The following is a 25,718-nucleotide window of genomic DNA, read 5'->3' on the forward strand; positions in this document are numbered from 1 at the left end:
ACGCGCGGCCCCGGTGACCGGAGCCGCGCGCGAAGATCGTCACGTTGCGAGCGTCAGAGCTTTTCGGTCAGCTCCGGCACCGCGGTGAAGAGATCGGCGACGAGGCCGTAATCGGCGACCTGGAAGATCGGCGCTTCCTCGTCCTTGTTGATCGCGACGATCACCTTCGAGTCCTTCATCCCCGCGAGGTGCTGGATCGCCCCCGAGATGCCGACCGCGACGTAGAGATCGGGGGCCACGACCTTACCGGTCTGCCCGACCTGCCAGTCGTTGGGCGCATAGCCCGAGTCGACCGCCGCGCGGGACGCGCCGACGGCGGCGCCCAGCTTGTCGGCCAGCTTCTCGATCATCGCGAAGTCCTCTTCCGAGCCAACGCCGCGCCCGCCCGAGACGACGATGCCCGCCGAGGTCAGTTCCGGCCGGTCGCTTTCGGCCAGCTTGTCCTCGACCCATTCCGACAGGCCCGGATCGGCGGCCGCCGACACCGTTTCGACCGGGGCCGATCCGCCGTCGCCGGCCAGATCGAAGGTCGAGGTGCGGATGGTCATCACCTTGACCGGATCGGACGACTTGATGGTCTGGATCGCGTTGCCGGCGTAGATCGGACGCTCGAACGTGTCGGCATCGACCACGGCGGTGACGTCCGACATGATCATCACGTCCAGCAGCGCCGCGACGCGGGGCATCACGTTCTTGGCGTCCGTCGTCGAGGGCGCCAGGATATGGCTGTAATCGCCCGCGAGCGACACGATCAGCGCGGCCGTCGGCTCGGCCAGGCGGTGACCCAGCGACGGATCCTCGGCCACGAGCACCTTCGACACGCCATCGAGCTTGGCCGCAGCCTCGCCCGCCGCAGAGGCCGACGCCCCGGCGCAGAGCACCGTCACGTCGCCCAGCGCCTTGGCCGCGGTCAGCGCCTTGGAGGTCGCATCGACGGCCAGCTCGCCATCCGTCACTTCACCGATCAGAAGAACCGCCATCAGACCGCCCCCGCTTCCTTGAGTTTCGCCACCAGCTCGTCGACATCCTTGACCATCTCGCCCGCCTTGCGGGTCTCCGGCTCGGAGGTTTTCACGATCTCGAGCCGCGGGGCGATATCGACGCCGTAATCGGCGGGCGTCTTCTCATCCAGCGGCTTCTTCTTGGCCTTCATGATATTCGGCAGCGACGCGTAGCGCGGCTCGTTCAGGCGCAGGTCGACGGTCACGATCGCGGGCATCTTCACCTTGATCGTCTGCAGACCGCCATCGACCTCGCGGGTGACCAGCGCCTGATCGCCCTCGATCTTGACCTCGGAGGCGAAGGTCGCCTGGCTCCAGCCGGTCAGCGCGGCCAGCATCTGGCCCGTCGCGTTCATGTCGTTGTCGATCGCCTGCTTGCCGGCCAGCACGAGGCCCGGCTGCTCCTCGTCGATCACGGCCTTGAGGATCTTGGCGACGGCCAACGGTTCGATATCCTGGTGGACGTCGTCGGTCGCAATCACGAGGATCGCGCGGTCCGCGCCCATCGCCAGCGCCGTGCGCAACGTTTCCTGGTTTTGCTTGACGCCGATCGAGACGGCCACGACCTCCTCGGCGGCGCCGGCCTCCTTGAGGCGGATCGCCTCCTCGACGGCGATTTCGTCGAAGGGGTTCATGGACATCTTGACGTTGGCGAGGTCCACGCCCGACCCGTCGGCCTTCACGCGCACCTTCACGTTGTAGTCGATGACCCGTTTGACGGGCACGAGGATTTTCATGGCTCACTCCCTGAGACGCAGTTTCGAGGGAGTAGTTAGCGCAGGGTCAGGCGGGGCGACAGGCGGAAAACGACCCTGTGCGACGGAGTGACGTACCGTTCTGACGTGAACGTCACGCCGCCTCGGACGGAACAGCCGCGCGCGCCAGATCGTCCATCTCGGGTGTTCCGATCAGGCCGTGGCGCCGTCCCAGCGTGTCAAGAAGCGTGCCCTCGGGCGGAATTCCGGCATATTCCTTCAGCAGGCGGTCGCGGATGCGGCGCCCGTAGAAATGGATCGACATCGTCTCGTTCGTGCAGGCGCGCAGCGTGACGCGGGCCCGCTTGAAGATGCGCCGCCGCTCCGGGTAGCTCAGCGGATAGAGCGTCACGGCATCCATCGCGTGCTCCAGCTCGCCGGTCATCCGCAGGATCCATGTGATCGCGTTCGGCCCCCACGCGCCCCACGGGTATTCTGCGACATGGATCGGCTCGCCGTCGCGTGCGGCGCGGCACGCCTGGTCGAGGAATTTCGGCGGCATCCAAGGCAGGATCGCGAACTCGTCCTCGGTCCAGGCGAGAAGCTCCTTCAGGGTCTCGGATTCAGGCGGCAATCCCAGCACGCCATTCGCCACCAGCCGTTTCTTCTCGTCTCCGAAGGCCACGAACCAGCCGTCGCGCGGCACGAAGGGGCGCAGGCAATAGGCGTCGGTATCGGCCCAGATGATGCCGGGACGCTTGGACAGCAGGTGATAGCGAAAGCGATCCGCGAAGGGGGCGGGCGACTGGGTGCGCGCGTGGGTGGTGATCGTCTGGGGTTGCTCGAGGATGTCGGCGGCGTCTCCGGTCTCGACGCCGTCGGGCACGCCCTCGACAGGCCCGTAGCTGAAGAGGATCGTCCGGTGGCCCGCATCGACGAAGGATTTCAGGCACAACCGCTCGACCAGCGACAAGGGATCGCCCGTCCAGAAGCTGGCGATGACGGGAAGGTCGGACATGGCGCGGCTCCGTTCGATTCGGGCGGTCGGTCGGGGCGCCCCTGCGGCGCGACTGGTGCCATCCGAATGGGGCATCATTCGGGCGGCATGCCATTGGCGCCGAACTGGAAACGATCCTACCCCGCGGCGTTCGATCTGTCCAAACGAAGGCTTGTCACCGATTGGCGCCGGGCACCCAGAGGACATCCGCCCGCCCGTCGTCATTGGCGATGCGCGATGCGACGAAGAACCAGTCCGAAAGGCGGTTGAGATACTTCACCGCCGCCGCGTTCACATCGTCCGTTTCGGCCAGTGCGACGCAGAGCCGTTCGGCCCGCCGCGTCACCGTGCGGCAGAGATGCAGATGCGCCGCCAAGGGCGACCCGCCCGGCAGCACGAAGCTCCGCAACGGCTCGAGCGCATCGTTCATCGCGTCGATCTCGGCCTCCAGCCGGTCGATCTGCGCGGGCAGCATCCGCAGCGGCGGATACTCGGCCTCCGTGTCCTTCGCCATGTCCGGGCGGCAGAGATCGGCCCCGAGATCGAACATGTCGTTCTGGATCATGGCCAGGCGTTCGGCCATGTCGGCCTCGGCATGGAGGCGGGCCATTCCGATCGTGGCATTGGCCTCGTCGACGGTGCCGTAGGCCTCGACGCGGGCAGAGGTCTTCGGGACGCGGCTGCCATCGCCGAGCGCGGTGGTCCCTGCATCGCCGGTGCGGGTGTAGATCTTCGACAATACGACCATCGTGTTAGCCCCTCGACCTGATCCAGACGAACCCGAGCAACAGCATCACCGCGACGAACTGGGCGATGATGCGCCAGCGCATCAGGCGATTGGCGTGCTTGCGGTTGAACTCGCCGCCCTTGGCGAAGCCGCCGACACCGACGAGCAGGATCAGCAGCACCACGAGGCAGGCGCCTGCCACGACATAGAACAGGGGGTCGTCTCTCATCAGGGGGTCCTTCCGGCGGTTGCCCCGTCACCTAGCGGCGCGGGTCAGGATTTCGACAGGATTCGGTCCATCATCCGCGTCGGCAGCAGCCGCTTGGCCGCGCCGCCCAGATGGGTCGGCACCGTGACGTAGTAGCGGGCGCGGGGGCGGGGGGCCTCGACCGCATGGATGAGCTTGGCGGTCACGGCCGAGGGCGGCATCTCCCAGCGATCGGGCGTCTTATCCTCGAAACGGGCCAGCAGGCGCTCGTATTGGGCGCGATGCGGCGAGGCGCGCCAGTCGATCCAGCGCTCGAACTGGCGGCGCCCGTTGATGCGGAACCGCGAGGTGATGGGACCGGGCTCGATCAGCGAGACCTCGATGCCAGTGCCCGCCAATTCCAGCCGCAGGGTATCCGTCAGACCCTCCAGCGCGAACTTGGTCGCATTGTAGGCGCCGCGCCACGGGGCCGCGGCGAAGCCGAGGACGCTGGAACATTGCACGATGCGCCCCGCGCCCGCGGCGCGCATCACGGGCAGCACGCGGCGCGTCAGGTCGTGCCAGCCGAAGAGATTGGCCTCGAAAATCGCGCGCAGGGCGTCGACCGGCAAATCCTCGAGCAGGCCGGGGATCGCGTAGGCGCCGTTGTTGTAGAGCGCGTCCAGCCGGCCGCCCGTCGCGTCCAGCACCTCGGCCAGCCCGGAGGCGATACTGTCGCCGTCTTCGTAGTCGATCCGAGGGCTGATGAGGCCCTCGGACTGAAGGCGCGCACAATCCTCGGCCTTGCGGCAGGACGCGAAAACGGTCCAGCCACGCGCCTTGAGGTTATGGGCCGCGTCATGGCCGATCCCAGAAGAGCAGCCGGTGATGAGGATTGAGCGCGTCATGGGCGACGGGCTAGGCGCATCGCGGGGCGATGACAATCGCCGCCATCACGAAAGAGGCGCGCCGGTGTGGCACGCCCCCTCCGGGTTCGGTCCTGTGGTCTGGGTCAGGCCGGGTCGAGGAAGCGCGATGCCATCCAGCCGGTCTGGCCCGTGGCGACGTCGCGGATCTGCTGCCAGCCGTTCTGCGGTGCCCCGAGCGGCTCGGTCAGGGTGCCCTGCGGCAGGCTGTCGACGACGCGGTTCCCGGTCGAGGGACCGGCGCGCATGTTCACACGGCTGCCATTGACTACCAGCATCCCGGCCTCGGCCTGGGGTGCTGCCTCGGCGGAGGCGGTGAGGGCGGCGGGCTGCAGCAGGTTCACGACGACCGGCTCGCCGATCAGGCGGGGGGCCGAGAAGATGGGGTTCGGCGCGGGTGCCGAGGCGGCGATCACGGCGGCATCGGGCACGACGGAGTCGTTGCGCGTGACGGCCGGCTCGGAGGAGGCGTTGGTCAGGATCACGGGGCGATCGTAGTTGGCGGCGGCCATGACGACGGGCGTCGCGGCCTCTGCCTCGGCGGCGGCCATGCCATCGGTCGGCTGGCCCCAGATCACGAATCCCGCATAGAGGGCCGCGGCAAGAGTAAACGTAAGCTTCAACATAATTGGCAGTCCCCATTGGGAATTTGCATTCCCACACACAACGGTCGTCCCTGGCAGGGGGTTCCCGTCAACCGCACGATAACACGGATTTCCTCGATCCCTTAGTCCCGAGTTCTTGTGTGCCCGAGTCCCCAAAGATACATCATCGTCCATGAGTGACCCCAACGACACGGATGACGCCCGCGGCGAGGTGGTCTCGGAGCCCCTGAGCCGGGCGATCGGCGACCGCTACCTGACTTATGCGCTCTCGACGATCATGCACCGCGCGCTGCCCGATGCGCGCGACGGGCTGAAGCCGGTCCACCGCCGCATTCTCTACGCCATGCGCGAGCTGCGGCTGGCCTCGACCGGGGGCTTCCGCAAGTCGGCCAAGATCTCCGGCGACGTGATGGGCAACTACCACCCCCATGGCGACGCCGCGATCTACGACGCGATGGCGCGGCTCGCGCAGGATTTCAACGTCCGCTACCCGCTGGTCGACGGGCAGGGGAACTTCGGCAATATCGACGGCGACAATCCCGCCGCCGCCCGCTACACCGAGGCCCGCATGACCGCCGCTGCCGAGGCGCTGCTGGAAGGGCTCGACGCCGACGCGGTCGATTACCGCGACAATTACGACGGCACGCTGCAGGAACCCGTCGTCCTGCCCGCCGCCTTCCCGAACCTTCTGGCCAACGGGGCGGCGGGTATCGCGGTCGGCATGGCGACCAACATCCCGCCCCACAATCTCGACGAGCTGATCGCGGCCTGCCTGCATCTCATCAAGGCGCCGAACGCCCGCGACGAGACGCTGATCGAGCATATTCCCGGGCCCGATTTTCCGACCGGCGGCGTCATCGTCGAGCCGCGCGAGAGCATCCTCGAAACCTACCGCACGGGTCGCGGCGCCTTCCGCCTGCGCGCCCGCCACGAGGTCGAGGATCTTGGCAAGGGCCAATGGCAGATCGTCGTCACCGAGATCCCGTACCAGGTGCAGAAGGGCAAGCTGATCGAGAAGCTGGCCGAGCTGGTGCTGGCCAAGAAGGTCCCGATCCTGGCCGATGTGCGCGACGAGAGCGCCGACGATATCCGCATCTTGCTGGAGCCGAAATCGCGCAACGTCGACCCCGACGTGCTGATGAACACGCTCTATCGGCTCTCGGACCTCGAGACGCGGTTCTCGCTCAACATGAACGTGCTGATCGACGGGGTGACGCCGCGCGTCTGTTCCCTGCGCGAGGTCTTGCAGGCCTTCCTCGACCACCGGCGCGACGTGTTGATCCGCCGCTCGCGGCACCGGATGGCCAAGATCGACCACCGGCTCGAGGTGCTGGAGGGCTTCATACTCGCCTATCTCAACCTCGACCGCGTGATCGACATCATCCGCTACGACGACGCCCCGAAAGAGGCGCTGATGTTCGAGCCTTGGGGCGACGGCTATATACGCGCAACGGACGAGGGCGACTACCGCTCGCCCTTGCCGTCCGACGGTCAGGCGTCGCTGACCGACGTGCAGGCCGAGGCGATCCTGAACATGCGCCTCCGCGCCCTGCGCCGGCTCGAGGAGATGGCGCTTCTGAAGGAGCGCGACGCCCTGATGGAGGAGCGGGCAGGGCTCGAGGATCTGCTCGAGAACGAAACCGTGCAATGGACCACCATCGCGTCCGAGCTGCGCGAGGTCCGCAAGGCCTTCGGCAAGTCCACCGATCTCGGTCGCCGCCGTTCGACCTTCGAGGACGCGGTCGAGGTGGCCGACGTGCCGCTCGAGGCGATGATCGAGCGCGAGCCGATCACCGTCGTCTGCTCGAAGATGGGCTGGGTGCGCGCGCTGTCGGGCCATCAGCCGCTCGACAAGGAGCTGAAGTTCAAGGACGGCGACGGGCCCGCCTTCCTGTTCCACGCCGAGACGACCGACAAGCTGATCGTCTGGGGCAGCGACGGGCGCGCCTACACGATCGGGGCCTCGACCCTGCCCGGCGGGCGCGGCATGGGCGAGCCGCTGCGCTTGATCGTCGACCTGCCCAACGAGACGGGCATCGTCGACATCCTGATCCACCGGCCGGGCCGTCGCCTGCTGCTCGCGTCCACGGCGGGCGACGGCTTCATAGTCCCCGAGGAGGAGATGGTCGCCATGCGCCGCGCGGGCAAGCAGGTGCTCAACATGCGCCCCGGCATCACCGCGCTGCGGCCCATCGCGGCCGAAGGCGACCACGTCGCCTGCATCGGCGAGAACCGCAAGATGCTGGTCTTCCCGCTGGCGGAGCTTCCCGAGATGCCGCGCGGCAAGGGCGTGCGCCTGCAGAAGTTCAAGGATGGCGGGCTGTCGGACGTGACTGTCATCACGCTGGCCGAGGGACTCAAGTGGTCCGATCCCGCCGGCCGCACACGTCATGAGCCGGACCTGACCGAATGGCTGGGCACCCGTGCGCAGGCCGGTCGCATGGCACCCCGCGGCTTTCCCCGCGACAATCGGTTCGGCTGAAACCGAATGGGCGTCGCGACCCTCGACACCTTGCGCGGCGACGTCGCGGGGACGCGGGGCGCGCTGCTCTGGCTGGTGCTGAAGACCACGATGCTCAGCGTCCTGACGCTCGGCCTATACTCATTCTGGTCGCGCACGCGGGTGCGCCGCTGGCTCTGGTCCTCGCTTCGCGTGGGCGGCGCGCCGCTGGAATATGCAGGCCAGCCGCTGGAGAAGCTGATGGGCTTCGTGATCGCCGCCGTCATCGTCGCGACTTATCTGGGCGTGATCGTCATGCTCCTGATCTTCGCCTCGCTGACGCTGTTCGAGGGCGTCGCCGCGGGCGGCGTCGCGGCGTTCCTCCTGCTGCTGCCGGTCTACTGGTTCGCCCAGTATCGCGGCATGCGCTACCTTTTGAACCACACCCGCTGGCGGGGCCTGTCCTTTGCGATGGTGCCCGGCGCCTACGGCTATGCATGGCGCGCGGTGGCGTGGTCGGCGGCGACGGTGCTCAGCCTCGGGATCGCGCTGCCATGGCGCACGCACCGCCTCTGGGCCTACCGGGTCGCACGGGCGAGCTTCGGCGACACCCGCTTCGCCCTCGCCACCACGGCCGGGCCGCTCGTCCGGGTCTGGCTGCCCGTCTGGGTAGGGCTCTGGCTGCTGGTCGGCGGGACGGCGGCCTTCGGATACGCTCTCTCCGACGGCGGCTCCGACGAGGAAGCGCTCGTCGGCTTCGTCCTGCTTTCGGCCCTCCCGGTGGCGGGCCTCGCCGCGCTTCTCTGGCTGCGCTGGCGCGTGCGCTCCTTCGAGATCCTCGCCTCCGCCATCCGCTTCGGCGAGAGCGCCACGCTGTCGGTCCGCCCGACCGTCCGCCGCATTTTCCGCATCCACCTTTTGGGTTGGATCGTCGTGGCCCTCCTCCTCCTCGCCCTCCTCTTTGCGCTGGGGCTCGCGCTGGGCCTCTTCGCGGTTGGCTGGCTGGCCAATATTCCCACCGACGGTGCCTTCGCCGAGCCGTCGCCCTACGCGCTCGCGGCGCTGGGGGTGCTGCTCTACCTGACGCTCTTCCTGATGCGCGGCGCTCTCCGCACGGCCTTCGTGACCTTCCCGCTGATTGCCCATGTCGGCGACACGCTGGTCGTCACGGGCGCCACGGCGGTCAACGCGACCGGGGCGGGCGAGCGCCAGCACATGGCCGATGCCGATGGCTTCGCGAACCTCTTCGACATGGGGTCCGGCATATGAGCGACGCCGCCTTCGCCGACTATTTCGACGGCACCCGCGCGCTCCGCCAGCGGGCGGAGATCCGGGTCTGGCAAGGCGATCTCCATATCGCGCTGCCCGATGGCGAGGCCGTGATCTGGCCCAGCGCCGCGATCCGGCAGCTTCGCGACCAGCCCGGCGGCGGGCTGACGGCCTATGGGCGCACCGGGGGCGACGATCGTCTGGTCGCCGAGGCCGCGGCCGCCGCCCTGATCGATGCGCAGGCCCCCTCGGCCGCGCGGGGGCTGCCGGGGCCACCGCTCGCGATCCGCGCGGCGGCCGTTCTCGTCGCCGGATGCGCGGCCATCGCGGCTCTGATCTGGATCGTCCTGCCCGCGCTCGCCTCGATCCTCGCCGAGGTGATGGACCCCGAGGCCGAGGTCGCGCTGGGCGAGCTGCATTTCGAGCAGACGCGCGTGATGTTCGGCGGTGCCACGCCCCTCGCGATCTGCGACGCGCCCGCAGGGCAGGCCGCGCTGGAGGCCATGGTTGCCCGCGTCGGAGCGGATCTCGATCTTCCCTATCCGATCGTCGCGACCGTGCTCGACGACCGCGAAGACCCGATCCTGAACGCCTATGCCGTGGCCGGCGGGCGCGTCACGTTCTTCCATTCCATGATCGTCGCGGCCGAACATCCCGACGAGATCGCCGCCGTCCTCGCCCACGAGATCGGCCATGTCGTCCACGACGATCCGGTGCGCGGGATGCTGCAACAGCTCTCGGGTCTGGCGGTGATTTCCGTGCTGCTGGGCGACATCACCGGCGGCGGGCTTCTGTCGGGCGCGACCAGCGGCGCGATCTTCGCGGGCTATTCGCGGGACGCCGAGACGCGGGCCGACATCTTCGCCGCGCGCCAGCTTCGCGCGCAGGGCCTGCCGCCCTCGGCACTCGGCCGGATGTTCGAGCGGCTGCGCGAGCGTTACGGCGATGTCGACGGCTTCGCGAGCCATTTCGCCAGCCACCCCCAACTGGCCGAGCGCATCCTCGCCGCCTCCGGTGCGGGCGATCCGCCCCCTGGCGCGCCGTCGCTCGCCCCCAAGGAATGGTCCGATCTCAAGGCGATCTGCCGGTGAAACTTGCCCCCGGCCGGACGCCCCGCTACGCAAGATGCGATATCGCCGCCAAGGGGTTCCCATGACCACAGATCTCAGCCGCCGCGCATTCGCGGGGCTCGCGCTCGGCGGGCTGGCCGGGTGCGCCGCCTCGGACCCCCTGACCGAAGCCCCTCGCGACATGGGGGATTTCCGGCTGGGCCTGACGATCGTCGTGGCCGACAAGGTCAAGAAGATCCCGCCCTCCCGCGACGCCACGAAAGAGGCGCTGATCGCCGCGATGACCGCCGAGATCGACCGCCGCTTCCGGCGCTACGACGGCGCGCGCGAATACCACATCGCGGTCGCCATCGACGGCTACGCGCTGGCGCCGCCGGGCATCCCGATCGTGCTGACGCCGAAATCGATCATGGTCGTCACCGCGAACCTCTGGACTGCCGATCCGCAGGAGAAGATCCGCGGCCCCGAACAGCTCACCACCTTCGAGGGGGCCGACACGCTCCTGCTCGGCTCCGGCCTCGTGAAAAGCGCCGACGAACAGCTCGCCACCCTGGCCCGCAACATGTCGGGCAAGATCCAGGCCTGGCTCCTGCGCGAGCCCGAGACCTTCGGCCTGCCGCCGCGCTGACCGGAGCCAACCGGGCCTTGCCTTTCGCACGGCCCACGGCTAGACGGCCCGCGATGTAATCAGGGGGTCCGCCACATCGGCCCCGACAAGCGCAGGGGCCCCTCATGGCGAAGGCAAAATTCGAACGCACGAAACCGCATGTGAACATCGGCACGATCGGTCACGTTGACCACGGCAAGACGACGCTGACGGCTGCGATCACGAAGTATTTCGGCGACTTCAAGGCGTATGACCAGATCGACGGCGCGCCCGAGGAGAAGGCCCGCGGGATCACGATCTCGACGGCGCATGTCGAGTACGAGACCGAGAACCGCCACTACGCGCATGTCGACTGCCCGGGCCACGCGGACTACGTCAAGAACATGATCACGGGGGCCGCCCAGATGGACGGCGCGATCCTCGTGGTGAACGCGGCCGACGGCCCGATGCCGCAGACGCGCGAGCACATCCTGCTCGGTCGCCAGGTCGGCATCCCGACCATGGTCGTCTACATGAACAAGGTTGACCAGGTCGACGACGAGGAGCTCCTGGAGCTCGTCGAGATGGAGATCCGCGAGCTTCTGTCGAGCTACGAGTATCCCGGCGACGACATCCCGGTCATCCCGGGCTCGGCGCTGGCGGCGATGGAAGGCCGCGACGAGGAGATCGGCGAGCAGTCGATCCGCAAGCTGATGGCGGCGGTGGACGAGTTCATCCCGACGCCCGAGCGCGCCGTGGACCAGCCGTTCCTGATGCCGGTCGAGGACGTGTTCTCGATCTCGGGTCGCGGCACGGTCGTGACGGGTCGCGTCGAGCGCGGCGTGATCAATGTCGGCGACGAGATCGAGATCGTGGGCATCCGGGACACCAAGAAGACGACCTGCACGGGCGTCGAGATGTTCCGCAAGCTGCTGGATCGCGGCGAGGCGGGCGACAACATCGGCGCGCTGCTGCGCGGCGTGGATCGGGACGGCGTCGAGCGGGGCCAGGTGCTCTGCAAGCCGGGCTCGGTGAAGCCGCACACGAAGTTCGAGGCCGAGGCCTACATCCTGACCAAGGACGAAGGCGGGCGCCACACGCCGTTCTTCGCCAACTACCGCCCGCAGTTCTACTTCCGGACGACGGACGTGACGGGGACGGTGCAGCTGGCCGAGGGCACGGAGATGGTGATGCCGGGCGACAACGTGTCGTTCGGGGTCGAGCTGATCGCGCCGATCGCGATGGAGCAGGGCCTGCGCTTCGCGATCCGCGAAGGCGGCCGCACGGTGGGTGCGGGCGTGGTCTCGAAGATCACCGACTGATCGCGGGGGCCCTTCGGGGCCGACCGCCACGGACACGGCGCAAGGGCTCCCCTCGGGGGGCCCTTGTTGCGTGAGGGGCACCCCCGCGACCCGCCCGCATCAAGGGCCCGCCCCAGCGAGGCCCTGCGGACGGCGGCCGGATCGCGCCGCGGCGAGGCCGAACCCCGCCACGAAAGAGGGCCGCCCCCGGAAGGCGCGGCCCTCGATGCGGGCGAGGTCGTGGGATCGCCGATGGGACGGCCCGGATCGGGCCGCCCGTCTGCGGGATCAGTTGTTGCGGATGATGGCCTCGATCTGGCCCTTCTTCTGCGAGTCCGCGTCGCTGCTGTCGACGATGGCCTTGATGGTCGCGATCTGGCCGAGGGTCAGATCGTCGCCCATCGAGGACGGGTCGATGCCGAGGCGCTCGAGATCGCTCATCAGCGCGGTTTGCAGCATGTTGAAGCCCTGGCTGGCGTGGCCGTCGGCGAGGGCGGCGCCCCCGGCGGACAGGGCGATGAGGACGGCGGCTGCGGTCATCTTGAGGTTCATGTCTTCTCTCCGATGTGTTCGGTGCGACGTCGGCCGGGTCATCCGACCGCTCGTCCCGGACCAGATGCCGCGCCGCCCGATCACGTGTCCCCAGACGAACCCGTGAGATCATGCGTCCGTGACTTGACCGTGACGCCGCCTTCGACGCAGGCGCGCGCCTACCCCATTGGCCGCCGACGCGGAGCCGCGACGGCCAACGAAAAAGGGCGACGCTTGCGCGCCGCCCCCAAATCTCGGTCGGAAGATCCGATCAGTTGGCGATGATCGCCTCGATCTGACCCTTCTGCTGGGCTTCGGCGCCGTCACCTTCCACGATCTCCTTGATCGCGGCGATCTGACCGAGGGTCAGGTCGTTCAGGGCGTCGGTCGGGATGCCCATGCGCTCGAAATCGCTCATCAGAGCGGTCTGCAGCATGTTGAAGCCTTCGCCCATCGTGGCGTGGGCGTCGGCCATGGCGGCGGAGGCGCCAAAGGTCAGGGCGGTGGCGGTGACGAGGGCGGTAAGCGTGCGGTTCATTGGTGTGCTCCTTAGGGGCAGTGGTCATAGAAAACACGGCGTGGTTGTCGTCGCGTCGGCAATACAACGGGGTCCCGATCCAAAGGTTCCGGCCCGTTGCAACATTTTCTTGCCAGCGAATTGCCGTCGCGTCGAGTCGTTGGCCGGGCGACGGCGGCGCCATCCCGCCCGCGCTTCCCCCTTGCACCCGTCGCGGCTGGGCCATATGCCCTGTCGCGCCTGCAGGGGTATAGCTCAGTTGGTAGAGCAGCGGATTCCAAATCCGCAGGTCTCGGGTTCGAATCCTGATGCCCCTGCCAGGCCCGCGAACCGCGACCGCCGACCGGCTTGCGCCGCCGGACCCCGGCGCCTATCTCCGGCAGGACCGATCCCGAGAGGCACGACATGGCCACCACCAACCCCATGCAGTTCATCCAGCAGACGCGGGCCGAGATCGGCAAGATCACGTGGCCGACACGCCGCGAGGTCCTGCTGACGACGGTGATGGTCTTCCTGCTGGCGATCCTGGCGGCGACCTTCTTCTTCTTCGTCGACTTCCTGATCCGGACGGGCCTGACGACGCTCTTGGGCGCATTCTGACTGCGCGCCCGCCCGCGCGGCCCGCGACCCTTGAATCCCGCCGGAGCGGGGGGTAGAGGGACCGGACTTCGAACCGGGCGGCGCGCATTGATTCGTGATGCGCGCTGTTTGACGTTTTGAGGCCGGTCGCCACGCGCGGTCGGACGATATTTTTAGAGACGAGCGAGGACGACCGGCAGATGGCGAAGCGATGGTATTCGGTCAGCGTGCTGTCCAACTTCGAGAAGCGCGTCGCGGAGCAGATCCGCACCGCGGTCGAGGAGCAGAACCTCGAGGACCAGATCGAAGAGGTGCTGGTCCCGACCGAAGAGGTGCTGGAGGTCCGTCGCGGCAAGAAGGTGACCTCCGAGCGGCGCTTCATGCCCGGCTACGTGCTGGTGCGGATGGAGATGTCGGACGAGGGCTATCACCTGGTCAACTCGATCAACCGCGTCACCGGCTTCCTCGGGCCGCAGGGTCGGCCGATGCCGATGCGCGATGCCGAGGTGAACCAGATCCTCAACCGCGTGCAGGAAGGCGAGGAGGCCCCACGGTCGCTCATCACCTTCGACGTGGGCGAGGACGTGAACGTGACCGACGGTCCGTTCGAGGGCTTCGCAGGCCAGGTCGAGGAGGTGGACGACGAAGCCCAGCTTCTCAAGGTCTCGGTCTCGATCTTCGGCCGGGCCACCCCGGTCGAGCTGAAATTCACGCAGGTCTCCAAGGCCGCGTGATAAACGGCCCCCGCGCCACGCGGGGGTCTCGGACGTGGGAGGCGACGGGCGATACGCCCCGGACCGAACCACGGCAAAGCGCCCTTCGGGGCATGTAGGGCGGGCCTGGTCCCGCCGCCGAAAAGGAGAGACGCATGGCGAAGAAACTCGTCGGCACCATGAAGCTGCAGATCCCTGCAGGTCAGGCCAATCCGTCGCCGCCCGTGGGCCCCGCCCTCGGTCAGCGCGGCATCAACATCATGGAATTCTGCAAGGCGTTCAACGCCAAGACGCAGGAGATGGAGCAGGGCGCCCCGTGCCCCACGGTGATCTCGTATTACCAGGACAAGTCCTTCACCATGGATATCAAGACGCCGCCCGCGTCCTATTATCTCAAGAAGGCCGCTGGCCTGAAGCCCGTGGGCAAGCGCAACCGTCCGCGCGGCGCCGAGACGCCGGGCCGCGAGACAATTGCCTCCGTCACCGTCAAGCAGGTGCGCGAGATCGCGGAAGCGAAGATGAAGGATCTGTCGGCGAATGACGTCGATCAGGCGATGAAGATCATCGTGGGCTCGGCGAAGTCCATGGGCATCGAGGTGAAGTGATGGCAAAGCTCGGAAAGCGCGCAAAGGCCGCCCGCGAGGCATTCGCCGGCAAGGAAAACGTATCCATCGACGAGGCCGTGAGCCTCGTGAAGGGCAATGCCAAGACGAAGTTCGACGAGACCGTCGAGATCGCGATGAACCTCGGGGTCGACCCGCGGCACGCCGACCAGATGGTCCGCGGCGTCGTGGCGCTCCCGAACGGGACCGGCAAGGACGTCCGCGTCGCCGTCTTCGCCCGCGGCCCCAAGGCCGAGGAGGCCGAGGCCGCCGGTGCCGACATCGTCGGTGCCGAGGACCTGATGGAGACGGTGCAGTCGGGCAAGATCGACTTCGACCGCTGCATTGCCACGCCCGACATGATGCCCATCTTGGGTCGTCTGGGCAAGGTTCTGGGCCCCCGGAACCTGATGCCGAACCCCAAGGTCGGGACGGTGACGATGGACGTGGCCCAGGCCGTCAAGGACGCCAAGGGCGGCCAGGTCCAGTTCAAGGCCGAGAAGAACGGCGTCGTCCACGCGGGCGTCGGCAAGGCCTCCTTCGACGAGGCCAAGCTGAAGGAGAACGTCATGGCGTTCGTCGACGCGGTCTCCAAGGCCAAGCCGACGGGGGCCAAGGGCTCCTACCTCAAGAAGATCTCGCTCAGCTCGACGATGGGGCCGGGCGTGTCGGTCAGCGTCGAGAGCGCGACGGGCAACGATCCGGCCGCCTGATCGCGGCGCGACCCTATCGGAACCGGTGGAACGGCGGGGCAGGATGCCCCGCCGTTTCGCGTTTGCGGCATGGATCGGGCGGGCGCGATGCCGCAGCTGCGAGGATTTGCCCTTTCCATTCGGGCGCGATCATCCTAAGAGGCCCCCCGACGACCCGGACGGATTGCTTCGCCCGGGTCGTTGATTCGTCCGAGACGGTGGGTGGCTTCGGCCGTAAGTCCTGCCCGAGACGGGAAAAGACATTCCGGCCCCGATTTCCGGGACCCTGGGCTGCGCTGACCCGTAAGGACTTCTTGTCGTGCATTCGCGCGACGAAAGAGAGCCGGGGGGGTCCGCCCCTCCATCGTGGGGTTTCCCCGCGAGACTTGGAGAAGAACTGTGGATAGAGCCCAGAAAGAGAAAGTGGTCGAGGAACTCGGCCAGATCTTCGAAAGCTCTGGCGTCGTGGTGGTCAGCCGCTACGAGGGCATGACAGTCGCCGAGATGCAGGACCTTCGCTCGCAAATGCGCGAAGCGGGTGGTTCGGTTCGCGTCGCCAAGAACAAGCTCGCCAAGATCGCCCTTGAGGGGAAGGCTGCCAGCAGCATTTCCGACTTCCTCACGGGCATGACCGTACTCGCCTATTCCGAGGACCCCGTGGCTGCGGCCAAGGTCATCGACGCGTATGCCAAGGACAACTCCAAGCTGGAGATCCTGGGCGGCGCGATGGGTGAGAACGCTCTGGACGTCGAAGGTGTGAAAGCCGTCGCGAAGATGCCCAGCCGCGAGGAGCTCATCGCTTCCATCGTGGGCTGCATCGGCGCGCCTGCCTCGAACATCGCCGGCGCCATCGGCGCGCCTGCTTCGAACATCGCGAGCATCCTGTCGACCATCGAGGAGAAGGCCGCCTGAGGCCCATCCCGTCATCCCTCGTCGTGGTCTTGAACGACACGGCACCGGAACACATCTAAACGAACTGGAAATCGAACAATGGCTGATCTGAAAAAACTCGCCGAAGACATCGTGGGCCTGACCCTTCTGGAAGCCCAGGAACTGAAGACCATCCTCAAGGACGAATACGGCATCGAGCCCGCCGCCGGTGGCGCGGTCATGATGGCCGGTCCCGCGGGCGACGCCGGTGGCGCCGCCGCCGAGGAGCAGACCGAATTCGACGTCATCCTGAAGTCGGCCGGCGCCTCCAAGATTAACGTGATCAAGGAAGTCCGCGGCATCACGGGTCTGGGTCTGAAGGAAGCCAAGGATCTGGTCGAAGCCGGCGGCAAGGCCGTCAAGGAAGGCGTCGACAAGGCCGAGGCCGAAGACATCAAGGCCAAGCTGGAAGCGGCTGGCGCCGAAGTCGAACTGAAGTAAGGCGGGGACAACCCGCCTGACGGGCGCCGGTCGCGCGGGGATCTCCCCGCCGCCCCGTCCGAGAGCGAACGACACGGGTGGTCCCGCCGCATGCGGGGCCACCCCTTCCTGTCCCGGCAAGCCCCTTTTCGGGGGCTTTCCAGGTCAGGAGGCGGAAACGGGGGCGCGTCCGTGGGACGATGCGCCAGATGGTTTCCCCTCGCACGACCCTTCGCTGGCCCACGGCGTCCGCAGCCCCGACGGACGCCCGTGCGCGCGAAACCGAGAGAAAGAGACCATCCATGGCTCAGATGCAGGCATCCCCCAAGCGGATTCGGCGTTACTACGGCAAGCTCGAGGAAGTCCTCCAGATGCCGAACCTCATCGAGGTTCAGAAGTCTTCCTACGACCTGTTCCTGAATTCCGGCGACCAGCCCGAGCCCTCCGAGGGCGAGGGCCTGATGGGCACCTTCCAGTCGGTCTTCCCGATCAAGGACTTCAATGAGACGGCGGTGCTCGAATTCGTCAAGTACGAGCTCGAGGAGCCCAAGTACGACGTCGAGGAATGCCAGCAGCGCGACATGACCTACTCGGCCCCGCTGAAGGTCACCCTGCGCCTGATCGTGTTCGATGTGGACGAGGATACCTCGGCCAAGTCCGTCAAGGACATCAAGGAGCAGGACGTGTTCATGGGCGACATGCCCCTGATGACGCCCAACGGCACCTTCATCGTCAATGGCACCGAGCGGGTCATCGTTTCCCAGATGCACCGTTCGCCGGGCGTGTTCTTCGACCATGACAAGGGCAAGACGCACTCGTCGGGCAAGCTGCTGTTCGCCTGCCGCATCATTCCCTATCGCGGCTCCTGGCTCGACTTCGAGTTCGACGCCAAGGACCTTGTCTTCGCGCGCATCGACCGCCGCCGGAAGCTGCCGGTGACGACGCTGCTCTATGCCCTCGGTATGGATCAGGAAGCGATCGTGAACACCTATTACGACACCGTGACCTACACCCATCGCAAGGGTGAGGGCTGGGCCACGAAGTTCTTCCCCGAGCGCTATTCCGGCACCCGGCCGGCGATGGATGTCATCGACGCCGCCACCGGCGAGGTCGTGATCGAGGCGGGCAAGAAGGTCACCCCGCGGCAGGTCAAGAAGCTGCGCGAAGAGGCCAAGGTCGAGGAAATCCTCGTGCCGTTCGACGCCATCATCGGCAAGTTCGCCGCGCGCGATATCATCGACGAGACCAACGGCGCCATTTTCGTCGAGGCCGGCGACGAGCTGACCTGGGAGCTGGACAAGGCGGGCGAAGTGTCCGGCGGCACCCTCAAGGAGCTGCTGGACGCCGGTATCGAGACGCTGCCGGTGCTCGACATCGACAACGTCACCGTGGGTCCGTACATCCGCAACACGCTGGCCGCGGACAAGAACCTCGGCCGCGAGACCGCGCTGATGGACATCTACCGCGTCATGCGCCCGGGCGAGCCGCCCACCGTCGACGCCGCCCAGACGCTGTTCGACCAGCTCTTCCGCGACAGCGAGCGCTATGACCTCTCGGCCGTGGGCCGGGTCAAGATGAACATGCGTCTCGACCTTGATGCCGACGACACCATCCGGACCCTGCGCAACGAGGACATCCTCGCCTGCATCAAGGCCCTCGTGGAGCTGCGCGACGGTCGCGGCGAGATCGACGACATCGACCATCTCGGCAACCGCCGGGTGCGCTCGGTCGGCGAGCTGATGGAGAACCAGTACCGGGTCGGCCTTCTGCGGATGGAGCGCGCCATCAAGGAGCGCATGTCCTCGGTCGAGATCGACACGGTGATGCCGCAGGACCTGATCAACGCGAAGCCCGCGGCCGCCGCGGTGCGCGAGTTCTTCGGCTCGTCGCAGCTGTCGCAGTTCATGGACCAGACCAACCCGCTGTCCGAGGTGACGCACAAGCGTCGCCTCTCGGCGCTTGGACCGGGTGGTCTCACGCGCGAGCGTGCGGGCTTCGAGGTGCGCGACGTGCACCCGACCCACTACGGCCGGATGTGCCCGATCGAGACGCCGGAAGGCCCGAATATCGGCCTGATCAACTCGCTCGCGACCTTCGCGCGTGTGAACAAGTACGGCTTTATCGAGACGCCTTACCGCAAGGTGGTCGACGGGCAGGTGACGGACGACGTCCAGTACATGTCCGCCACCGAGGAGATGCGTCACACCGTGGCGCAGGCCAACGCGCAGCTGACCGATGACAAGCGGTTCCAGAACGAGCTGGTCTCGACCCGCCAGTCCGGCGACTACATGCTGCAATCGCGCGACAACGTGGACCTGATCGACGTGTCCCCGAAACAGCTGGTCTCCGTCGCCGCGGCGCTGATCCCGTTCCTCGAGAACGACGACGCCAACCGCGCGCTGATGGGCTCGAACATGCAGCGCCAGGCCGTGCCGCTCCTGCGGGCGGACGCACCCTTCGTGGGCACCGGCATGGAAGCGGTCGTCGCCAAGGATTCCGGTGCGGCCATCATGGCCAAGCGCGGCGGCGTCATCGACCAGGTCGATGCGCAGCGGATCGTCGTGCGCGCCACCGAGGATCTCGAGCTGGGCGATGCGGGCGTGGACATCTACCGCCTGCGCAAGTTCCAGCGCTCCAACCAGAACACCTGCATCAACCAGCGTCCGCTGGTGAAGGTCGGCGACACGGTCACCAAGGACGAAGTCCTGGCCGACGGTCCGTCCACCGACATGGGTGAGCTGGCGCTCGGCAAGAACGTGGTCGTCGCGTTCATGCCGTGGAACGGCTACAACTACGAGGACTCCATCCTCATCTCCGAGCGGATCGCCCGCGACGACGTCTTCACCTCGATCCATATCGAGGAGTTCGAGGTCGCCGCGCGTGACACCAAGCTCGGACCCGAGGAGATCACCCGCGACATCCCGAATGTCGGCGAGGAGGCGCTGCGCAACCTCGACGAGGCGGGCATCGTCTATATCGGCGCCGACGTGGAGCCGGGCGATATCCTGGTGGGCAAGATCACCCCCAAGGGCGAAAGCCCGATGACGCCGGAAGAGAAGCTCCTCCGCGCCATCTTCGGTGAGAAGGCCTCGGACGTGCGCGACACCTCGCTGCGCGTGAAGCCGGGCGACTACGGCACGGTCGTGGAAGTCCGCGTCTTCAACCGTCACGGCGTCGAGAAGGACGAGCGCGCGCTCCAGATCGAGCGCGAGCAGGTCGAGCGTCTCGCGCGCGACCGTGACGACGAGCGCGAGATCCTGGACCGCAACATCTATGCGCGCCTCCGCGGCATGATCGAGGGCCAGAAGGGCGTGAAGGGTCCCAAGGGCTTCAAGTCCGGCTCCAAGGTCGATGACGCGGCCCTGTCGGCGCTGACCTATGGCCAGTGGTGGCAGATCGCCGTCGAGGACGAGGGCACCGCCCAGCAGGTCGAGGCCCTCAACGAGCAGTACGAGATCCAGAAGCGCGCCCTCGAGGCCCGGTTCGAGGACAAGGTCGAGAAGGTCCGCCGCGGCGACGATCTGCCGCCGGGCGTGATGAAGATGGTCAAGGTCTTCATCGCCGTGAAGCGCAAGCTTCAGCCGGGCGACAAGATGGCCGGCCGTCACGGCAACAAGGGCGTCATCTCGAAGGTCGTGCCGATGGAGGACATGCCGTTCCTCGCAGACGGCACGCCGGTCGACTTCGTGCTGAACCCGCTGGGTGTGCCCTCGCGCATGAACGTGGGCCAGATCCTCGAGACCCACATGGGCTGGGCCGCGCGCGGCATGGGCCTGCAGATCGACGAGGCGCTGGACGAGTTCCGCCGCTCCGGCGACCTGACGCCGGTCCGCGACGCCATGAAGATCGCCTATGGCGAGGAGGCCTACGAGGAGCATCTGGCCAAGATGGGCGAGGACGGTCTTGTCGAGGCGGCGTCCAACGTCACCCACGGCGTGCCGATCGCGACCCCCGTCTTCGACGGCGCCAAGGAAGGGGACGTCAACGACGCCCTGACCCGCGCGGGCTTCGACACGTCGGGCCAGTCGGACCTGTTCGACGGGCGCTCGGGCGAGAAGTTCTCGCGCCAGGTGACCGTCGGGGTGAAGTACCTGCTCAAGCTGCACCACCTGGTGGACGACAAGATCCACGCGCGTTCGACCGGGCCTTACAGCCTCGTCACGCAGCAGCCCCTGGGCGGTAAGGCGCAGTTCGGCGGCCAGCGCTTCGGCGAGATGGAGGTCTGGGCGCTCGAAGCCTACGGCGCGGCCTACACCCTGCAGGAGATGCTGACGGTGAAGTCCGACGACGTGGCCGGGCGGACCAAGGTCTACGAGAGCATCGTCAAGGGCGAGGACAATTTCGAGGCGGGCGTTCCCGAGAGCTTCAACGTGCTCGTCAAGGAAGTCCGCGGCCTCGGCCTGAACATGGAACTCCTGGATGCGGAGGAAGACAGCGAGTGATCGCGCGGCGGTGCGTGCCGAGCACGCACCCTACGCCCGGTAGGGTGCGTGGTTTCCACGCACCGCTCCTCTTCCAACGCACCCTTTTCACAAAGGTATCAAGATGAACCAGGAACTGACGAACAACCCGTTCAACCCGATCGCGCCCCAGAAGGTCTTCGACGAGATCAAGGTCTCGCTGGCCTCGCCCGAGCGGATCCTCTCGTGGTCCTACGGCGAGATCAAGAAGCCCGAGACCATCAACTACCGGACGTTCAAGCCCGAGCGTGACGGCCTGTTCTGCGCGCGCATCTTCGGTCCGATCAAGGATTACGAGTGCCTCTGCGGCAAGTACAAGCGCATGAAGTATCGCGGCGTCGTCTGCGAGAAATGCGGCGTCGAGGTCACCCTCCAGAAGGTCCGCCGCGAGCGGATGGGCCATATCGAGCTGGCCTCGCCGGTCGCCCATATCTGGTTCCTCAAGTCGCTGCCGTCGCGCATCGGCCTGATGCTGGACATGACGCTGCGCGACCTCGAGCGGATCCTCTACTTCGAGAACTACGTCGTGATCGAGCCCGGCCTGACGGACCTCACCTACGGACAGCTGATGTCCGAGGAGGAGTTCATGGACGCGCAGGACGCTTATGGCGCCGACGCGTTCCAGGCCAATATCGGCGCGGAAGCCATCCGCGAGATGCTGGCGGCGATCGACCTCGAGCAGGAGGCCGCCACCCTTCGTGAAGACCTGAAGGAAGCCACGGGCGAGCTGAAGCCGAAGAAGATCATCAAGCGCCTGAAGATCGTCGAGAGCTTCATCGAATCCGGCAACCGTCCGGAGTGGATGATCCTGACCGTGATCCCGGTCATCCCGCCCGAGCTGCGCCCGCTGGTGCCGCTGGATGGCGGCCGCTTCGCGACGTCGGACCTCAACGACCTCTATCGCCGGGTCATCAACCGCAACAACCGCCTCAAGCGGCTGATCGAGCTGCGCGCGCCCGACATCATCGTGCGCAACGAAAAGCGGATGCTGCAGGAATCCGTCGATGCGCTCTTCGACAACGGCCGCCGCGGCCGGGTCATCACGGGGGCCAACAAGCGCCCGCTCAAGTCGCTCTCGGACATGCTCAAGGGCAAGCAGGGCCGCTTCCGCCAGAACCTTCTGGGCAAGCGCGTCGACTTCTCGGGCCGCTCGGTCATCGTGACCGGCCCGGAGCTCAAGCTGCATCAGTGCGGCCTGCCCAAGAAGATGGCGCTCGAGCTCTTCAAGCCGTTCATCTACTCGCGGCTCGAGGCCAAGGGCCTCTCATCGACCGTCAAGCAGGCGAAGAAGCTGGTCGAGAAGGAGCGTCCCGAGGTCTGGGACATCCTCGACGAGGTCATCCGTGAGCACCCGGTTCTGCTGAACCGTGCGCCCACGCTGCACCGTCTCGGCATCCAGGCGTTCGAGCCCGTGCTGATCGAGGGCAAGGCGATCCAGCTGCACCCGCTGGTCTGCTCGGCCTTCAACGCCGACTTCGACGGCGACCAGATGGCCGTCCACGTGCCGCTGAGCCTCGAGGCGCAGCTGGAATGCCGCGTCCTGATGATGTCGACCAACAACGTGTTGTCGCCCGCCAACGGCGCGCCGATCATCGTGCCGTCGCAGGACATGATCCTGGGGCTCTACTACGTCTCGATGGAACGGGCCGGCATGAAGGGCGAGGGCATGATCTTTTCGTCCGTCGACGAGGTCACGCACGCGCTCGACGCGGGCGAGGTGCATCTGCACGCCAAGATCAAGGCGCGTGTCACCCAGATCGACGAAATGGGCGAGGAAGTCGGCGTCATCTTCGACACGACGCCGGGCCGCGTGCGCCTCGGCTCCATGCTGCCGCTCAACGCCAAGGCGCCGTTCGACCTCGTCAACCGGCTCCTGCGCAAGAAGGAAGTCCAGCAGACCATCGACACCGTCTACCGCTATTGCGGCCAGAAGGAGTCGGTCATCTTCTGCGACCAGATCATGACCCTCGGCTTCCGCGAGGCGTTCAAGGCGGGCATCTCGTTCGGCAAGGACGACATGGTCATTCCCGACGCCAAGTGGCCCGTCGTCGAGGCGACGCGCGACCAGGTCAAGGATTTCGAGCAGCAGTACATGGACGGCCTGATCACCCAGGGCGAGAAGTACAACAAGGTCGTGGACGCCTGGTCGAAGTGTAACGACAAGGTCACCGAGGCCATGATGTCCACGATCTCGGTCGCGGGCGTGGACGAGAACGGGGCCGAGAACGAGCCGAACTCCGTCTACATGATGGCCCATTCCGGCGCCCGTGGCTCGGTCACCCAGATGAAGCAGCTGGGCGGGATGCGCGGCCTGATGGCCAAGCCGAATGGCGACATCATCGAGACGCCGATCATCTCGAACTTCAAGGAAGGCCTGACCGTGCTGGAGTACTTCAACTCCACACACGGCGCGCGGAAGGGTCTGTCGGACACGGCGCTCAAGACCGCCAACTCGGGTTACCTGACGCGGCGTCTCGTGGACGTGGCGCAGGACTGCATCGTCCGCATGGACGATTGCGGGACCGAGAAGGCGATCACCGCATCGGCCGCCGTCAACGACGGCGAAGTCGTCGCCACCCTGGCCGAGCGCGTGCTGGGCCGGGTCGCGGCCGACGACGTCGTCCGCCCCGGCACCGAGGAGGTCATCGTCAAGGCCGGCGAGCTCATCGACGAGCGAACCGCCGACATCATCGACCAGGCGCAGGTGCAGTCCATGCGCATCCGCTCGCCGCTGACCTGCGAGGCCGAGGAGGGCGTTTGCGCGTCCTGCTACGGACGTGACCTCGCGCGCGGCACCAAGGTGAACCAGGGCGAGGCCGTCGGCATCATCGCGGCCCAGTCCATCGGCGAGCCGGGCACCCAGCTGACGATGCGGACCTTCCACATCGGCGGCGTCGCCCAGGGCGGACAGCAATCCTTCATGGAAGCCTCCGCCGAGGGCACCGTCGCGTTCCAGAACGCCAACACGCTCAAGAACGAGGCGGGTGGCATCGTCGTGATGGGTCGCAACATGACCCTCGCGATCATGGACGAGAATGGCGAGGAGCGGGCCTCCCACAAGCTGGGCTACGGCACGACCCTGCACGTTACCGACGGGGCCAAGGTCGCGCGCGGTGACAAGCTCTACGAATGGGACCCGTTCACCCTGCCGATCATCGCCGAAAGCGACGGCAAGGCGAAGTTCGTCGATCTCTATGCGGGCATCTCGGTGCGCGACGAGACCGACGACGCCACCGGCATGACCCAGAAGATCGTGTCCGACTGGCGCTCCGCGCCCAAGGGCTCCGATCTCAAGCCGCAGGTCATCGTGGCCGGCGAGGATGGCGAGCCCGTCCGCAACGAGGCCGGCAATCCGATCACCTACGAGATGTCGGTGGACGCGATCCTGTCGGTCGAGGACGGCCAGATGCTGAAGGCGGGCGACGTCGTCGCGCGTATTCCGCGCGAAGGCACCAAGACCAAGGACATCACGGGCGGCCTGCCGCGCGTGGCGGAACTGTTCGAGGCCCGCAAGCCCAAGGACAACGCGATCATCGCGGAGGCCGACGGCACGGTGAAGTTCGGCAAGGACTACAAGAACAAGCGCCGGATCACGGTCATCCCGTCCGACGACAGTCTCGAGCCGATCGACTACATGGTGCCCAAGGGCAAGCACATCCCGGTGGCCGAGGGCGATTTCGTCCAGCGCGGCGACTACATCATGGATGGCAACCCCGCGCCGCATGACATCCTGCGGATCCTGGGCGTCGAGGCGCTGGCCGATTACCTGATCGACGAAGTGCAGGACGTGTATCGACTGCAGGGCGTGAAGATCAACGACAAGCATATCGAGGTGATCGTCCGGCAGATGCTCCAGAAGTGGGAGATCCTCGATAGCGGCGACACGACGCTCCTCAAGGGCGAGAATGTCGACAAGGCCGAGCTGGTCGAAGCCAACGAGAAGGCCGAGAAGCGGGGCGATCGTCCCGCGCGGGCCGAGCCGATCCTGCTCGGCATCACGAAGGCGTCGCTCCAGACCCGTTCGTTCATCTCCGCCGCCTCCTTCCAGGAGACGACGCGCGTCCTGACCGAGGCTTCGGTGCAGGGCAAGAAGGACAAGCTGGTCGGCCTCAAGGAGAACGTCATCGTCGGCCGCCTGATCCCGGCGGGCACCGGTGGCGCGACCCAGGCGATGCGCGCCATCGCCACCGCGCGCGACAGCGTCGTGATCGAGGAGGCCCGCGCCGAGGCCGAGAAGGCTGCGGCACTGGCTGCCCCGACCGAGGAGCCTTCCGCCGAGGATGTCTTCGCCGAGACCGCCGAGGAGCCCGCCGCCGAGGAGTGATCCCCGGCCGCATGGCAAGAAGAAATACCCCCGCCGGAGCGATCCGGCGGGGTTTTTCGTCCGGGGGCGACGCCGGCCCAGTGCCCGGCCCGCGGGCGTCCCGGTATCCTTCCGCGCCACACAGCGTCCCGATCCATCGGACCAAA

At 67.0% G+C, this 25,718-nt stretch carries 22 protein-coding genes and 1 tRNA gene; 14 read left to right on the forward strand and 9 right to left on the reverse strand.

Going from position 1 to position 25,718, the window contains the following annotated elements:
* Window positions 1-53 precede the first annotated feature (53 nt).
* The 7 genes from Q0833_RS03775 to Q0833_RS03805 all read right to left on the reverse strand — a co-directional run bounded on the left by Q0833_RS03775 (window position 54) and on the right by Q0833_RS03805 (window position 5,159).
* Entirely contained in the window at window positions 54-980 is a 927-nt protein-coding gene (locus Q0833_RS03775) for an FAD-binding protein (protein ID WP_298430412.1), read from the reverse strand.
* Window positions 980-1,738: an electron transfer flavoprotein subunit beta/FixA family protein gene (locus Q0833_RS03780; RefSeq protein WP_298430414.1), complete on the reverse strand. Its 759-nt coding sequence runs from the start codon at window positions 1,736-1,738 to the stop codon at window positions 980-982. Before Q0833_RS03780 ends, Q0833_RS03775 begins: the two co-directional genes overlap by 1 nt.
* A 112-nt stretch (window positions 1,739-1,850) precedes the next feature.
* The gene (locus Q0833_RS03785; RefSeq protein ID WP_298430416.1) at window positions 1,851-2,714 is read right to left on the reverse strand and encodes a hypothetical protein; all 864 of its coding nucleotides are present in this window, start codon (window positions 2,712-2,714) and stop codon (window positions 1,851-1,853) included.
* A gap of 154 nt (window positions 2,715-2,868) precedes the next feature.
* Window positions 2,869-3,441 (reverse strand): cob(I)yrinic acid a,c-diamide adenosyltransferase, encoded by a 573-nt coding sequence (locus Q0833_RS03790; protein ID WP_298430419.1) that lies wholly within the window; start codon window positions 3,439-3,441, stop codon window positions 2,869-2,871.
* Window positions 3,442-3,445: 4 nt separating this feature from the next.
* Window positions 3,446-3,649, reverse strand: coding sequence for a twin transmembrane helix small protein (locus tag Q0833_RS03795; protein WP_298430421.1), 204 nt, complete (start codon window positions 3,647-3,649; stop codon window positions 3,446-3,448).
* A 44-nt stretch (window positions 3,650-3,693) separates the two neighbouring features.
* Entirely contained in the window at window positions 3,694-4,515 is an 822-nt protein-coding gene (locus Q0833_RS03800) for an SDR family oxidoreductase (RefSeq protein WP_298430424.1), read from the reverse strand.
* A 104-nt stretch (window positions 4,516-4,619) separates the two neighbouring features.
* Window positions 4,620-5,159 (reverse strand): SH3 domain-containing protein, encoded by a 540-nt coding sequence (locus tag Q0833_RS03805; RefSeq protein WP_298430425.1) that lies wholly within the window; start codon window positions 5,157-5,159, stop codon window positions 4,620-4,622.
* A gap of 151 nt (window positions 5,160-5,310) precedes the next feature.
* On the opposite strand from Q0833_RS03805, the gene Q0833_RS03810 reads away from it, so the two are divergent.
* From Q0833_RS03810 to tuf, 5 genes are all read left to right on the forward strand, one after another.
* A complete protein-coding gene (locus Q0833_RS03810; RefSeq protein ID WP_298430427.1) occupies window positions 5,311-7,620 on the forward strand; it encodes a DNA topoisomerase IV subunit A in 2,310 nt (769 codons plus the stop codon).
* Between the two features lie 6 nt (window positions 7,621-7,626).
* On the forward strand, window positions 7,627-8,847 hold the full coding sequence (locus tag Q0833_RS03815) for a DUF898 family protein (protein WP_298430429.1): 1,221 nt from the start codon (window positions 7,627-7,629) through the stop codon (window positions 8,845-8,847).
* The gene (locus Q0833_RS03820; protein WP_298430431.1) at window positions 8,844-9,938 is read left to right on the forward strand and encodes a M48 family metallopeptidase; all 1,095 of its coding nucleotides are present in this window, start codon (window positions 8,844-8,846) and stop codon (window positions 9,936-9,938) included. The genes Q0833_RS03815 and Q0833_RS03820 overlap by 4 nt, the downstream gene beginning before the upstream one ends.
* Window positions 9,939-9,999: 61 nt before the next feature.
* Window positions 10,000-10,545 carry a hypothetical protein gene (locus tag Q0833_RS03825; protein WP_298430433.1) on the forward strand — a complete coding sequence of 182 codons (546 nt, stop codon included), beginning with the start codon at window positions 10,000-10,002 and terminating at the stop codon, window positions 10,543-10,545.
* A gap of 104 nt (window positions 10,546-10,649) precedes the next feature.
* Window positions 10,650-11,825 (forward strand): elongation factor Tu, encoded by a 1,176-nt coding sequence (gene tuf / locus Q0833_RS03830; protein WP_298430435.1) that lies wholly within the window; start codon window positions 10,650-10,652, stop codon window positions 11,823-11,825.
* Window positions 11,826-12,092: 267 nt separating this feature from the next.
* Here tuf and Q0833_RS03835 read toward each other — a convergent pair whose 3' ends face one another.
* Together Q0833_RS03835 and Q0833_RS03840 are read right to left on the reverse strand one after the other, a co-directional pair.
* Window positions 12,093-12,356: a hypothetical protein gene (locus Q0833_RS03835; RefSeq protein WP_298430437.1), complete on the reverse strand. Its 264-nt coding sequence runs from the start codon at window positions 12,354-12,356 to the stop codon at window positions 12,093-12,095.
* 250 nt (window positions 12,357-12,606) lie between these two features.
* Window positions 12,607-12,873 carry a hypothetical protein gene (locus tag Q0833_RS03840; RefSeq protein WP_298430439.1) on the reverse strand — a complete coding sequence of 89 codons (267 nt, stop codon included), beginning with the start codon at window positions 12,871-12,873 and terminating at the stop codon, window positions 12,607-12,609.
* A 223-nt stretch (window positions 12,874-13,096) separates the two neighbouring features.
* Here Q0833_RS03840 and Q0833_RS03845 point away from each other — a divergent pair.
* The 9 genes from Q0833_RS03845 (at window position 13,097) to rpoC (ending at window position 25,572) form a co-directional block, all read left to right on the forward strand.
* A tRNA-Trp gene (locus Q0833_RS03845) sits at window positions 13,097-13,172 on the forward strand.
* Between the two features lie 85 nt (window positions 13,173-13,257).
* On the forward strand, window positions 13,258-13,452 hold the full coding sequence (gene secE, locus Q0833_RS03850) for a preprotein translocase subunit SecE (protein ID WP_298430442.1): 195 nt from the start codon (window positions 13,258-13,260) through the stop codon (window positions 13,450-13,452).
* 179 nt (window positions 13,453-13,631) lie between these two features.
* On the forward strand, window positions 13,632-14,165 hold the full coding sequence (gene nusG / locus Q0833_RS03855; protein WP_298430444.1) for a transcription termination/antitermination protein NusG: 534 nt from the start codon (window positions 13,632-13,634) through the stop codon (window positions 14,163-14,165).
* 134 nt (window positions 14,166-14,299) lie between these two features.
* Window positions 14,300-14,749: a 50S ribosomal protein L11 gene (rplK, locus tag Q0833_RS03860; RefSeq protein ID WP_298430446.1), complete on the forward strand. Its 450-nt coding sequence runs from the start codon at window positions 14,300-14,302 to the stop codon at window positions 14,747-14,749.
* Window positions 14,749-15,459, forward strand: a complete 711-nt coding sequence (rplA, locus tag Q0833_RS03865) for a 50S ribosomal protein L1 (RefSeq protein WP_298430448.1) — start codon at window positions 14,749-14,751, stop codon at window positions 15,457-15,459. The genes rplK and rplA overlap by 1 nt, the downstream gene beginning before the upstream one ends.
* A 378-nt stretch (window positions 15,460-15,837) precedes the next feature.
* Window positions 15,838-16,350 carry a 50S ribosomal protein L10 gene (gene rplJ / locus Q0833_RS03870; protein ID WP_298430450.1) on the forward strand — a complete coding sequence of 171 codons (513 nt, stop codon included), beginning with the start codon at window positions 15,838-15,840 and terminating at the stop codon, window positions 16,348-16,350.
* 78 nt (window positions 16,351-16,428) lie between these two features.
* Window positions 16,429-16,809, forward strand: coding sequence for a 50S ribosomal protein L7/L12 (gene rplL, locus Q0833_RS03875; protein WP_298430452.1), 381 nt, complete (start codon window positions 16,429-16,431; stop codon window positions 16,807-16,809).
* Between the two features lie 281 nt (window positions 16,810-17,090).
* On the forward strand, window positions 17,091-21,230 hold the full coding sequence (rpoB, locus tag Q0833_RS03880) for a DNA-directed RNA polymerase subunit beta (protein WP_298430454.1): 4,140 nt from the start codon (window positions 17,091-17,093) through the stop codon (window positions 21,228-21,230).
* Window positions 21,231-21,333: 103 nt separating this feature from the next.
* Entirely contained in the window at window positions 21,334-25,572 is a 4,239-nt protein-coding gene (gene rpoC / locus Q0833_RS03885) for a DNA-directed RNA polymerase subunit beta' (protein ID WP_298430456.1), read from the forward strand.
* Window positions 25,573-25,718: the final 146 nt, after the last annotated feature.

This window comes from uncultured Jannaschia sp., assembly GCF_947503795.1.
In the GTDB taxonomy this organism is placed as follows: Bacteria; Pseudomonadota; Alphaproteobacteria; order Rhodobacterales; family Rhodobacteraceae; genus Jannaschia.